Genomic DNA, 13,639 nt, shown 5'->3' on the forward strand with positions numbered 1-13,639 from the left:
TAGCGCACACTCGTGTGCGCCTAAAAGTCATCTATTTGACTAGGGGAGATCGCAGCCAACCCCTATTCACTAGAAGGTCTCACCATGGTTTGTGGAGCGCCGATCCGTGTTCATGTTTTTCGGCTATTGGATATGTTCCAAGGGCGTGCTTCCGTCTCCGGCCACGTCGACCCCTCTCCCCGAACGGCTGAAGAAGCCGCAGGCTCCGCGCTGGGGCGGGCATGAGCGAGGTCAAGCATCGCCGGCCGTTCCATGCAGTGGGCCGGCCGGCGGCTCCAACCAGGACCCATGCACGATCGCACGCTTCCCTGAGGTCCCAGCACTCGGTGTGGGACAACGAATCCCGGACTCAGACGACGGCTTCCAGGAGGGAGGTCTCCCTTCGGTGGCGAAAGTTCGCGAACCGCTTGCGACTCACCGACGTGGCGGCGATAGCCGTGTCCTTGGCTTCGGCATACCTGTTCAGGTTTGGGGTCGAGGTGCCGACCGGGGCCACAGCGGAATTCGAGGCAAGGTACGTGGCGGTTTCCGTGCTGCTTCTGGCTGCTTGGATCGCCGTCTTGGAGATCTATCCCACCCGTGACCCCCGGATCTTCGGGGTCGGTGCAGCCGAATACAAGCGCGTCGCACAGGCCACTTTGAAACTTTTCGGTGCCTTGGCCATCGCAATGGTCTTTGTGCGGTTCGACGTCGTCCGCGGATACTTCGCTGTCGCCCTGCCTTTGGGGCTGGTGCTGCTGACCGGGAGCCGGTGGTTCTGGCGACGGTGGCTGAACCTCCAGAGGCACCAGGGCAAGTACCTGTCCCGGGTGATCGTGATCGGCGACCGGCCCGACGTCGAATACGTGATCAACCAGGTCCAGAAGAACCCGACCGCCGGCTACGAGATCACAGGCGTCGGGTTGTCCACCCTGGATAAGTCCATGGAGCTCCGGCCGCCCTGGTACCGGGTGCCCGTCGTGTCGACCCTCGCCGATGTATCGAGGATGGTGGAAGTCTCGGGCGCGGACGCCGTCATCGTCGCGGGCCGCGTCCCGGGTGGCAGCACCTACATTCGGGAGCTGGGATGGAAGCTTGAGGCGACGGGGACGGAACTCGTCCTTGCTTCAACGCTCACGAACGTTGCCGGTCCCCGGATCCACTGGCGCCCTGTCGACGGACTTCCCCTCGTGCACGTGGAACTGCCGCAGTATGCCGGCGCCAAGCACGTGCTCAAGCGGGTAATGGATATCGCCGTCGCCTCCCTGGCATTGATGATGCTGTCGCCGCTGATGCTGGCGCTCGCCATCATCGTCAAACGGGACAGCGCCGGCCCCATCTTCTTCCGCCAGCTGAGGGCAGGCAGGAACGGTGAGCCTTTCTACATGCTGAAGTTCCGGTCGATGGTCCAAACAGCCGAAACGGACCTCGACGCCCTGCGCGAACTCAACGAGGGGTCCGGGCCGCTCTTCAAGATGCGGAACGATCCACGGGTCACCGGGTGCGGGCGCTGGATGCGGAAGTACTCGCTGGATGAGCTTCCACAGTTCTGGAACGTGCTGACCGGCGAAATGAGCCTGGTCGGCCCCCGGCCACCGCTGCCCGCGGAAGTCGAACGCTACGAGAAGTTCACCAACCGCCGGCTGCTGATCAAGCCCGGCATCACGGGCCTGTGGCAGATCAACGGCCGCTCCACCCTCCCGTGGGAGGAGAGCATCCGGCTTGATCTCTACTACGTGGAGAACTGGTCACTCACCGGGGACCTGCTGATCCTGTGGAGAACCTTCAAAGCCATGCGCAGCCCAGTCGGCGCTTACTGATGGAGCAACCATGACAACGCGAATTGGCTACGCGGCCGGTGCTTTCGATCTGTTTCACATTGGCCACCTGAATTTGCTGCGGCACGCGAAGGCGCACTGCGACTTCCTGATCGCTGGCGTCGTGTCGGACGAGCTGCTGGTCCAGTCGAAGGGCCGGTCACCCGTGATTCCGCTGGCCGAGCGCCTGGAAATCGTCCGAAACATCCGCTACGTCGACGAAGCAATAGCAGAGACCCTGCCCCGCAAGATCGACACCTGGCGCAGCCATCCGTTCGATGTCTTCTTCAAAGGCGACGACTGGCGGGGAACGCCGAAGGGCCTCGCGCTGGAGCGCGAATTCGCGGCGGTCGGCGTGGAGGTTGCCTATTTCCCGTACACGATGCACACGTCCAGCACCGCACTCCGAAGGACTTTGGAGCTCATGAACTCCGGGGCCCAGGAGAGGGGGGCTCTGCAAAGCCTGCCCTGAAAGCCAGCCCGGCAGCTGTCCGCACGCTTACCAAGGCAACGCCCGGTCTCGATCAACGCTCGGTCTCCATTTACAGCTCGGTCTCTATCAACAAGAAACACCTGTGGGGGTAAAAGTGAAGCATTCAACTCGCCCGTCTGACGGTTTACGGATTGCCTTGGTGGGTACGCGCGGCGTGCCGGCACACTATGGAGGATTCGAAACCTGCGTAGAGGAAGTAGGGCGCCGACTCGCGGAACGCGGGCACCGGGTGACCGTCTACTGCCGCACCGGTAACAGCCCCGGCCAGGAAGCCCGGGAATTTGCCGGCATGCGGCTGGTGCACCTGCCCGCCCTACGACGACGCTCCCTTGAGACTTTGAGCCACACCGGACTTTCTGTGGCTCACCTCCTGACGCGCCGAGCGGATGCCACGATAGTTTTCAACGCAGCTAATGCGCCCTGGCTTCCACTGCTCCGGCTGGGCCGGCTTCCGGTCGCCACCCACATGGACGGCCTCGAATGGAAGCGCGCCAAGTGGGGCCCCGTCGGCCAACGCTATTACCGCTGGGCCGAGGGCTTCGCTGTTCGGTTCTCCAATGCACTGATCGCGGATGCGGCCGGCATTCGCGACTACTACCGGGCCACCTTTGACGCGGATACCGAACTGATTTCATACGGTGCGCCGTTGCTTGCGCCCCGGGAGCCCAAAGAGCTGGCGTCCCTTGATCTGGCTTCCGGCAAATACCATCTGGTGGTTGCCCGGCTTGAGCCGGAGAACCACGTCCACACCATCGTGGAGGGCTATGTACGCAGCAACGCCAAACTCCCCTTGATCGTCGTCGGCTCCACACCCTATGGCCGCGAATACAACGAAAGGCTCACGGCGTCAGCGGACGAAAGGGTGAGATTCCTCGGCGGAGTCTGGAACCAAGACCTGCTGGATGAGCTCTACGCCAACGCGCTGGTCTACTGGCACGGGCATTCCGTGGGCGGGACCAATCCGTCGCTGCTGCGGGCCATCGGTGCCGGCGCGGCAACAAATGCATTCGATGTGAACTTCAACCGGGAGGTCCTCGGCTCGGCCGGGCGGTACTTCCGGGACCCGGGCGACGTCGCGCGCCTGGTAGAGGAATCGGAAGCGCACCCTGCCGATATCCGCTCCAGGGGAAGCCAGTCGAGGGATGTCGCCACGAGGTACGACTGGGACGTTGTGGCCGATCGCTATGAGGCCCTCTGCATTGCCCTGGCATCCCGGACGCTGACGAGGGCGCAGGGCCGAGGTCGTGGCCGGACGGACGCCGTGGCCAGCCACGCGCCGGACGAAAGCCAGGTGGCGTCGTGACCCGCCTGAGCCCGGGAGCTCCCGGGAGTCCGGACCCGATCCGAAGCGGCGGTGGCGCCGCTCTGCCCGTTTCCAGTAGTGCGCTTATGGAGGTTCCAATGCACCAAAGCCCGGCGGTACAGCCAACCTTCGCTTATAGGGGTTCAAGAGGCGGCCCGCTGATGAGGAAAGTCCTCGCTGCCGTCGTAGGAGCTACCGCAAGCATCGCCCTCTTGTCGGGCTGCAACGCTCCCTCCACGTTGGGTGTCGGGCAGGCCGGTACTGTGTCGCACTCAGACGCCGGAGCCAGTGACCCCAAGCCCACGGCGGAAGGACCGACGTTGCCGCCAGGCGGCCCGGGATTCGTCGATGGTTCCAAGGGTGCACCCGTGGTTAAGCGGGATAACGAAAAGCCTGCTGCGGCAAAGGCCAAAGCCGTGGCGGGCGGTTTCGGGACCTCGCCGGCAAAATACGACGACGGAGTGGTGGTGTCCGTGGGCGGCCTGCGCGGCGGTGTGGTGACGGCCACTGGCCCAGGTTCAATAACGGGGGCGCCCTTCGTGCACATGGATGTGACCATTCAAAACGGCGCCAGCAAGGACCTGGCGGTATCCAACGTCGTCGTTACCCTGCGGTACGGAGGGCAAAATATTGCAGCTGCGCCGCTCTACGACGGCGCTGACGAGGCCGACTTCGGCGGCACCATCAAGGCCGGTGAAAGTCAGGTCCGTGGATACGCATTCCTGATCCCGAAAGACGCGGATGCCGGAACGCTTTTCGTAGACATCGACGGCGCCCACACGCCGGCTGCCCTCAGCGGAAACCTGCCACGGTAGTGGGCAGTCACAAGGTCCAGCAAAAGAACCCGGCCGCCACCGGCGGCCGGGGGATGGCGGGCGGTGTCGCGGCCCAAGGATCCCAGGCGCTCGCAAGCTTTGGACTGCAGCTTCTGGCGGTGAGGACTCTCGGGCTCGATGGCCTGGGGCAATTCGCCATCTTGTACGGCGTCATTCTTTTGATCACCGCGATCGTGAGCGGTTTCGTGGGCGACACCCTGACCGTACTGGACCGCCGCGACTCGTCGATCAGGTTCACCCTTCAGCTCTGGTGCCTCGGCCTGAGCCTTGGGACCGGCCTGTGCGGCGCCGTGGTCGCGCTGGCTTCGGGTTTGCTGGCGCCGTCCGGAGCCTGGATCTTCGGGGGCGCGATCATCGCCTTCGTCCTCGAGGACACAGTGAGGCGGCTGCTCATGGCGCACCTCCTGTTCTGGAAGATCGTGGTGGTTGACCTGTTCGGGCTCGGTGGGGCCCTGGCGGCCTTGGGCTTGGCCGCAACTGCCGGTCCGCTTGACCTGACCTCCTTCTTCGCGGCCCTGATCTGGGGGCAATTGGCGGCGCTTGCGGTCGGGATCGTGCTCTTGCCGAAAAGCGACCGCTACCTCGTTGCCAGGGCCCGTAAGTTTTCCCCGGAGGTGGCACGGTACGGGATCTGGCGGTCCCTCCAGCAGGCCGTCCGCCCCGCACTGCTGACGGCCGTTCGGGTGACGGTCACCCTCATGGTCGGACTGGCCGCGACCGGTCACCTAGAGGTCGCGCGGATCTACGTCGCGCCGATCATGTTGATGGTCAGCGGGGCATCTTCGTACCTCTTTGCAGCCTTCGCCCGGGAACACACCGTTTCGATGAAGGAGCTGCTGCGGAGGGCAGACCGGGGTGTGGCCGTGCTGACCGTCGTCGCGCTGGGAGCCGGCATCATCGCCATGGCTTCGCTGCCCAGCATCGGCAGGGTGGTGGCCGGGCAGCAACCCGATGCGGCGGCCGTCCTCGGGTGGATCGCCTACGCCACCTCCGTGGCGGCAGTAACGCCGTACGGTGCCCTAGCCGCCGTCCGGGGAAAACAGGCAGGCGTCCTCGGCCTGCGCCTGGTGGACTCCGTTTTATCCCTCATGCTCGCCGGAGCTTTCGTCGCCTTCACAGCTGGATACACCTTGGTTCCGGCGCTGATGGCGGTGGGCTCCTTGCTGGGAGGGCCCCTCATACGCAGGTTGCTCATCCGGCCCCTGCTTACTTCCGAAATTCAATCACAGGCAGTAGTTCAATATCCGCGGTCTCGAAAGGTGGCACATCGTGCATAGCAGTAAGTATCCAGCGCAGGAACACTCGTTCAGGGGGGCGTCGGCCAGGAAGGCGGGCGATATCGGCTTCCGGCGTTCCATCCGGGGCCTCGCGGGCGCAACCGCAGCCGTCGTCATTGCTGCCTTCTTCAGCGCCGGGGCCGCCGCGGCAGCGGACAACCCCCCGCCGCCACCCCAACTCCCACCAACAGTGAGCGGCGATGTGCTGCCCACCCCACAGATCAACGGCGTCGTATGGAAGACGGCGGTCATCGGCAACACGGCCTACGCGGTGGGCAGCTTCACCAAGGCCCGACCGTCGGGCTCCGCGGCGGGTACCAACGAAGTTACCCGGAACAATGCGATGGCGTTCAACATCCTGACGGGGGCAATCCTGCCCTGGAACCCAAACCTGAACGCCCAGGCCCGGACCATCAAAGTCTCGCCGGATGAAAAGAAGATCTACCTGGGCGGCGACTTCACCACCGTCTCGGGCAGCACACGCGGCAAAGTTGCGGCCTTTGACGCCGCCACCGGCGCGCTCGACCCCAACTTCAAGCCGACCGTCAACGGTTCGGTCTGGAACGTCGCGGCGAGCAACACCGCGGTCTATGTCGTCGGATCATTCGGTGTTGCCGGCGGCGCGACCCGCCGCAACATGGCCTCGTTCACCACCGCCGCAGGCGCACTGCTGCCGTGGAATCCCGCGTCCGACGACATCGTAGAGGCCGTCGTGGCCGCGCCGGACGGCAGCAGGGTCGTCGTCGGCGGCCGCTTCCAGCAGCTCAACGGTTCGCCCGTTGTCGGCATCGGGGCCGTGGATGGCGCCAGCGGCGGGCTGCTTCCCTGGACCAGCCGCCCCATTCCAACGCGGCAGGATACCAACCGCTCCGGAGTCACCGAACTGTCCCTGGTCGGCGGCGTGGTCTACGCCAGCGCAGACGGCGAGGGCGGGCACTGGTTCGACGGCCGGTTCGCCGCTGACTTCGCTACCGGCGACCTGCTCTGGCTGAACAACTGCTACGGCGCCACGTACGGTGTGTCCGTCATGGACCAGGTCATGTACTCCGTGGGCCATGCCCACGACTGCACGTCGGTTGGCACGTTCGCCGATCACGACCCGCAGATCTGGAAGCGGGCCACGGCCGACACGACCTTCGCCACCGGTACTGACCAGGGGGCCCCCGGGTCAAACATGAACTACGCCTATCAGCCGGTACCCACGCAGTTGCCGTGGTACCCCGAAGTCAACGCCGGCAGCTACACGGGCATGTACCAGGGCGGCTGGGCGCTGGCCAACAACGGAACCTACCTCGTCATGGGTGGTGAATTCACGCGGGTAAACGGGCAGAACCAGCAGGGCCTCGCCACCTTCGCGAAGCGATCCGTCGCCCCCAACAAGGTGGGGCCGGCCTACAGCCCGATGAAGCCTTCCGTTCTGTCCCTCAACTCAGGGACAACCCGGGTTGCCTGGACCGGCACCTCGGATATCGACGACGGCACTCTGACCTACGAAGTGCTGCGCGACAACGGCACGGTCCCGGTGTTCAGCATCGACGCCAAATCACCGTGGTGGGCGCTGCCTCAGCTAGGGTTCACGGACACCGGCCTCGTGCCGGGCTCCAGCCACACCTACCGTGTCCGGGTAAAAGATCCGTCGGGTAACAATTACACGGGCAGCCGGTCGGATGCGGTCGTAGTTTCCTCGGCCACGCCCAGCGCCTACGCCCGGAAGATCATCGCCGACGGGGCCACGAACTACTGGCCGCTGAATGAGCCCACCGGGTCCGTCGTCTTCGACAACGCCTCCTTCGCGGATGCCGACGCCGGCACCGGAGTCACCCGCGGTGCGGCGGGCGCCATTCCCAACGACGCGGCGTCGAACTTCGACGGCTCCGGCGCCGGGTTCGCTGCCACCCGGGGCGCCGCTCCGGGGCCCGACACGTTCACGGCGGAAGCATGGTTCAACACCACCAGCACGCGGGGCGGAAAGATTCTCGGCTTTGGCGCCTCGGCAACCGGAAACTCGGGGAGCTACGACCGCCACATCTACATGGATAACGCAGGGCATATCTGGTTTGGCGTCTACCCCGGAGGGGTCCAGACACTGAGCACCAGCAACACCTACAACGACGGACAGTGGCACCAAGTCACCGCCAGCCTGGGCGCTGACGGAATGCACCTGTTCATCGACGGGGTCCCCGCGGGTCAAAGGAGCGACGTTACCTCCGGCCAGGCCTACAACGGCTACTGGCGCATCGGCGGCGACAACCTCGGAGGCTGGCCCAACCAGCCGGACAGCTCCTACTTCGCCGGTGCCATCGACGATGTTGCCATCTACCCGACGGTGCTTTCACGGCAGACAGTCCTCTCGCACTTCACTGCGAGCGGCCGGGAATCGAGCCTTCCCCCGGCGCCGACGGACGCCTACGGAACGTCCGTAACATCCGACCAGCCGGATCTCTACTGGAGGCTGGACGAGTCGGCAGGCAACGTGGCTGCGGACTCCAGCCAGTCCAGCAACAACGGCGCCTACCAGGGCGGCGTAACCAAGGGCGCTACCGGCGTGATCCCGGGCTACAGCGGAACAGCGGCCAGCTTCAACGGCCAGGACGCAGCAGTTGCCGGCCAAAGCTCGCTCACCAATCCGACGAGCTACTCCCTCGAGTCGTGGTTCAAGACGACCACCACCCGGGGCGGCAAGATCATCGGCTTTGGCAACAGCAACACGGGACTGTCCAGTAACTACGACCGCCACGTCTACATGCAGGACGACGGCACTCTCGCCTTCGGAGTCTGGACAGGCCAGCCGAACTTGATCATCACCCCGGTCGCCTACAACGACGGCAAATGGCATCACATGGTCGCCGAGCAGTCCAGTGACGGGATGAAGCTGTTCCTCGATGGCGCCCTGGTGGGAACCAACCCGCAGACGCAAGCCCAGCCCTACACCGGCTACTGGCGCGTCGGCGGGGACACGACCTGGGGATCGTCCAGCCCCTACTTCGAGGGCACCATCGACGAAGTAGCGGTGTACTCGAAGGCGCTGAGCGCAGATCGGGTGGCTGCCCACTACAACCTGGCCGCACCGGCCAACGTCCTGCCTGTCGCCGGGTTCACCTCCACGGGCGACAACCTGAACGTCACAGTGGACGGCACCCAGTCCAGCGACCCTGACGGGCAGATTGCGGACTATGCCTGGGACTTCGGTGACGGCCAGTTGGGCTCCGGGGCCACGGCAACCCACAGCTACACGGCTGCCTCCACGTACGTCGTCAAGCTGACCGTTACCGACAACCGCGGCGGGAAATCGACGGTCTCCCACGACGTAACTGTCACGGAACCGCCTAACCAGCTGCCGTCGGCGGATTTCACCGCTTCGGTGGCGAACCTCAAGGTATCCGTGGATGCAGCGGCGTCCCACGATCCGGACGGCACCTTGGTGGACTACGCCTGGGACTTCGGTGACGGGCACACAGCGACGGGCGTGAACACGGATTACACCTACCTGAATCCGGGGAAGTACACCGTGACGCTGACCGTGACGGACAACCGGGCCGGGACCAGCACCACCACCCGGGAGGTGACCGTGGAACGGCCGCCAAACGTGCTGCCCACCGCTGCCTTCACCCCGGCCATCCAGGGCCTTGACGGATCCTTTGACGCCTCGGCTTCAAGCGACTCTGACGGGCAGATCGTGGACTACAGCTGGGACTTCGGTGACGGCTCAACCGGGACCGGGGTAACCGCGCACCGCAGCTACGCGGCTGCCGGCACATACACCGTCACACTGACGGTGACCGATGACCGCGGCGGCCAGGCACGGATCGCCCACGACGTCACGGTCGCCCCTGCACCCAACAGGGCACCGACGGCGGCCTACGCGTTCACCACCACCGATCTCCGGGCCGCCTTCGACGGATCGGCGTCGTCCGATCCGGACGGAACGATCGACGCGTACGCGTGGGACTTCGGCGACGGGTCAACCGCAACCGGGGCCGCGCCCGCGCATGCCTACGGCGCGGCGGGAACGTACAACGTCACCCTGACGGTCACCGACAACAAGGGTGCCCGGGACGCCGTGGTCCACGCGGTCACAGTGACAGCCGCCCCACCGCCAAATGCGCCGCCGGTCGCCTCGTTCACGAGTGTGGTCAACGGGCTGAGCGGACAGTTCGACGGCGCAGCCTCATCCGATCCGGACGGCACGATCGCCGGCTACGCGTGGGACTTCGGCGACGGAACCGGGGCAACGGGGGCGACGGCGAATCACAACTACGTCAGCGCCGGCGATTACTCGGTCACTCTGACTGTCACTGACAACAAGGGAGCAACGGACTTCATCGTCCATAAGGTGACGGCCTCAGCGCCCGCGAACGCAGCCCCGGTGGCGGCATTCACGTCCCAGGTGCAGAACTTGAAGGTCAGCTTCGACGGATCGGCTTCCACCGATTCGGACGGGACCATCAGCAGCTACGAGTGGGCGTACGGGGACGGCGCGACGGGGACGGGCGCCACGGCGACCCACAGCTATGCAACCGCGGGCGACTACGACGCCGTGCTTACGGTGACCGACAACTCCGGGGCGACCAACTCGGTCACGCACCGGGTCACGGCCACAGCGGCGCCGAACACCCCTCCGGTGGCGGCCTTCACCAATTCGGCGGGCAGCCTGCAGGTTTCCTTCGACGGCTCTACGTCGACGGATTCCGACGGATCGGTAGTCGGCTACGCCTGGGACTTCGGTGACGGGGCAACCGGCACGGGAGTGACCGCGTCGCACCGCTACGGGAAGCCCGGAACGTTTACTGTCCGCCTCACGGCCACCGATGATCAAGGGGCAAGCTCCACCAAGAATGCCCAGGTGGTGGTGACGCAGCGGAGCTTCTCCCAAGATACGTTCTCCCGGACCGTCACCGGCGGCTTCGGTTCTGCCGACCAGGGCGGCGCCTGGACTAGCACTTCCAGTGCCAGCAACTTCTCGGTCACCAACGGAAAGGGGAACATCCGCATGGCGGGTCCGGGATCGGGCCCTTCCATCTTCCAGAAGTCGGTAAGCCAGACTGACGCCGAGATTCGGGTGGCCGTTGGAGTGGACAAGGCGCCGACAGGCGGCGGAATCAATCTGTCCGTCATTGGCCGCAGCGTTGACGGGCAAGGCGACTACCGCGCCAAGGTCAACCTGCTGGCCAACGGGGGAGTCACCCTGGGCCTGTTCCGTGTGAACACCTCCGGGGTCGGCACCATGGTGGCGGCCGAGTCGGTGGTCTCAGGGCTCACCTACCAAGTCGGAGACCTCCTGAACATTCGGGTGCAGGTAACGGGAACATCCCCGACGACGGTGAAAGCCAAGGTCTGGAAGGCGGGCACTCCGGAGCCCGCGACCTGGACGAAGACGGGCACCGACTCCACTGCCGGCCTACAGGTAGCAGGCTCCGTCGGACTGTTCTCCTACCTCTCCGGGTCCGCAACCGTTGCACCAGTCGTCGCCTCGTGGGACAACTGGTGGGCCGGGGAGAGCGCGGACCAATAGCCCGGGATGCTATCCAGCCGAGGCCTCAGGCGGGCAAGACCGCCTGAGGCCTCGGCCCCCGGGGAGCTGAGTTGCCACCGGAAGAACGGTGAATTGTTTATCCAAGGAAGGACCGGAATGTCGAATGCACTGAACATTTCCCGCCTGGGCTCCATCCAGGTTTTCAGGGTCGCTTTAGAGACGCTGAGGACGGCACAGAAAACAACGAAAGGTGCTCCGGCATACTCCCGGTACATTAATCGGCCGCTGGGAAGGCCCCTCGCCGCGCTGGCATATGCCTGGAAGATGACACCGAATCAAGTGACGGCGATAAGCGCGGGCCTGACATTTTTCGGCCTGCTGATTGTGGCCGCCACGCCTCCCCGGGCATTTACGTCTCTTGCCGCGGTTTTCCTGCTCATGGCCGGGTACGCGCTCGACTCAGCCGACGGGCAACTGGCCCGCTTGCGCGGCGGGGGTACCTTCGCCGGCGAATGGCTGGATCATGTGGTCGATGCTTTCAAAGCCAATCTCCTGCACATAGCGGTCCTCTTGTGCTGGTGGCAGTTCTACAAGTTGGACGCTGCTTGGTATCTGGTTCCCCTGGCCTACACCGTCGTGTCGTCCGTGTTCTTTTTCGCGGTCATCCTGACGGACCAGTTGCGCCGCCAGCACCGCGGCAGCTCAGCGATGTTCCTTCAGGGGGAGGGGCGCTCGTCCGTGTGGTATTCACTGGCTGTTGTCCCCACCGACTATGGCCTGATGATCGTGGTGTTCGGCCTGCTTTGGCTGCCRCAGGCCTTCATCACTGTCTATGCCGCACTGCTAATCGCGAACATCGTATTTCTCGGCCTGGCCCTCCCGAAGTGGTTCCGGGAAGTACGGGCATTTGCTAAAGCGTAGCCTGGCGGTTTCTGCGCACTTTTCCTCGTCAATTACTAGTTTGGATGTAATGCTATGTACTACAAACCCCAGTGGGACGGGAACTGCGATCGGGAAAATCTCATGGAGCTATCCGACTATTTGAAGGCTTTTCGGGAACGCTGGCTGTTGATCCTGGTCTGCACCCTGGTCGGAGGAGGGCTGGCGGGGCTCATTACTCAGCGCATCCCGCCGACTTACACCGGAGAAGCGACTCTCTTTCTCAAGGTTGATTCCAAGACAGGTTCCCTTTACGAGCGTTCCCAGTTCGGCCTTCAACGGGTGAAGTCGTATCCCGCCGTCGTGCAGAGCCCCGATGTGCTCCTGCCCGTCATGGCGGAGCTCAAACTGGGCGGCTCGCTGGAGGACCTGCAGGCTCGTGTCTCGGCTGCCAACCCGACCAATACGTTCTTCCTGAAGGTGCAGGCCGAGGACAGCTCCGCCGAACAGGCGGCCGCAGTGGCCAACGCGGTCGCCAAGAACCTGGCTGTGCAGGTCGGGGTATTGGAGACGGCCAAAGGCGAAGCTACTTCCGCCGTCTCGCTTGTGCAGACGGTTCCCGCCTCCCCGCCCTCGAGCAGGACCTCTCCAAGCCTGCCGCTGAACGGCGCCTTGGGGGTTCTGATAGGACTCTCGCTGGGGCTCGCGACGGCGGTTCTTGGCAAGCGGTTCGGCCAACGGATCCGCACTGCCGATGACGTTCGAGCGGCCAGCGATCTGCCGGTCCTCGGTGTGTTGAACCGCAAGGGCCGCCGCCAAACTGTCATCCCGTCCCGGCGCCGGTCGGCCCAGGATGAGACCCGGTCCCACCAGGATCTGGTAACCAACCTGCAGCTTGTTGCCGGCGGCAGGCTGCCGAACTTGTTGGTCCTCGTCTCGGAACTCGATTGGCAGGCGCAGTACTCGTTGCGGCAGGAACTGGCCGCGACCCTCGCCAGCACTGGCAGAGCCGTCTGCCTGCTGGAATCGGAGCCGCCGGCCGGCTCAGCGGACGACGCTGCGCTGCCGTCCGGTACCCGTGGCCTGGCAGATCTGCTCAGCGAAAAGTGCGAGTTGGTCGAGGCGCTTACCCCAAGTGCCGATGGCCAATTCCAGATTCTGCCGGCTGGCTCCAAGGCTGCCGCACCCAGCGAATTCGTCACGCAAAAGCGGTTCCCCATGGTGGCCAACAGGCTCCGCGAAAGCTTTGACGTGATTCTGGCGGAGGCCGGTCCGCGTTCGGCTGCACTGAGTCTCGCGATGGTGGCTCCATCTGCGGGCGGTGTTCTGCTGGCCGTGGAGCACGGGACAACCCGCAAGCGCGACCTCGCCCGCCTGCTGGCCGAAGTGAAGGCATTCGGGCTGCGGCCCCTCGGTGTTGTCATGACGTCGGTGCCGGGTTCCCGGCGCGTGCCCGTCACCGACGGATGGCGGTCGGGCGACTTCCGCGATACCGATCTGCAGTTTGAGCTGCAAAGAGTCCACGAGTACCGGTGATGCCGCCGCTGCCCGGCGCCCTCGAGCCGCGGAGAAGCGCCGCGCC

8 protein-coding genes are annotated in these 13,639 nt (G+C 64.8%); all 8 read left to right on the forward strand.

Annotated features, from left to right (window positions below):
• Positions 1–221: 221 nt before the first annotated feature.
• Complete coding sequence (locus tag AC1DK9_RS00155; RefSeq protein WP_476914644.1) at positions 222–1,799, forward strand: sugar transferase; 1,578 nt, start codon at positions 222–224, stop codon at positions 1,797–1,799.
• A gap of 10 nt (positions 1,800–1,809) precedes the next feature.
• Complete coding sequence (locus AC1DK9_RS00160; RefSeq protein ID WP_476861943.1) at positions 1,810–2,268, forward strand: FAD synthase family protein; 459 nt, start codon at positions 1,810–1,812, stop codon at positions 2,266–2,268.
• Positions 2,269–2,443: 175 nt separating this feature from the next.
• Entirely contained in the window at positions 2,444–3,592 is a 1,149-nt protein-coding gene (locus AC1DK9_RS00165) for a glycosyltransferase (RefSeq protein WP_476914645.1), read from the forward strand.
• Positions 3,593–3,960: 368 nt separating this feature from the next.
• The gene (locus AC1DK9_RS00170; RefSeq protein ID WP_476914646.1) at positions 3,961–4,407 is read left to right on the forward strand and encodes a DUF4352 domain-containing protein; all 447 of its coding nucleotides are present in this window, start codon (positions 3,961–3,963) and stop codon (positions 4,405–4,407) included.
• A complete protein-coding gene (locus AC1DK9_RS00175; protein WP_476914647.1) occupies positions 4,407–5,705 on the forward strand; it encodes a polysaccharide biosynthesis protein in 1,299 nt (432 codons plus the stop codon). The genes AC1DK9_RS00170 and AC1DK9_RS00175 overlap by 1 nt, the downstream gene beginning before the upstream one ends.
• Positions 5,698–11,217, forward strand: coding sequence for a PKD domain-containing protein (locus AC1DK9_RS00180; RefSeq protein ID WP_476914648.1), 5,520 nt, complete (start codon positions 5,698–5,700; stop codon positions 11,215–11,217). Before AC1DK9_RS00175 ends, AC1DK9_RS00180 begins: the two co-directional genes overlap by 8 nt.
• A gap of 117 nt (positions 11,218–11,334) precedes the next feature.
• Positions 11,335–12,099, forward strand: a complete 765-nt coding sequence (locus AC1DK9_RS00185; RefSeq protein WP_476861948.1) for a CDP-alcohol phosphatidyltransferase family protein — start codon at positions 11,335–11,337, stop codon at positions 12,097–12,099.
• Positions 12,100–12,153: 54 nt separating this feature from the next.
• On the forward strand, positions 12,154–13,593 hold the full coding sequence (locus tag AC1DK9_RS00190) for a Wzz/FepE/Etk N-terminal domain-containing protein (RefSeq protein WP_476861949.1): 1,440 nt from the start codon (positions 12,154–12,156) through the stop codon (positions 13,591–13,593).
• The last annotated feature ends 46 nt before the right edge of the window (positions 13,594–13,639 follow it).

It is taken from the genome of Arthrobacter sp. 01T414 (assembly GCF_056398965.1).

What these genes read in the sequence shown, in the direction of transcription:
- AC1DK9_RS00155 (WP_476914644.1), top strand. Translation starts at nt 222, where the DNA reads ATGAGCGAGGTCAAGCATCGCCGGCCGTTCCATGCAGTGGGCCGGCCG.
- AC1DK9_RS00160 (WP_476861943.1), top strand. Translation starts at nt 1,810, where the DNA reads ATGACAACGCGAATTGGCTACGCGGCCGGTGCTTTCGATCTGTTTCAC.
- AC1DK9_RS00190 (WP_476861949.1), top strand. Translation starts at nt 12,154, where the DNA reads ATGTACTACAAACCCCAGTGGGACGGGAACTGCGATCGGGAAAATCTC.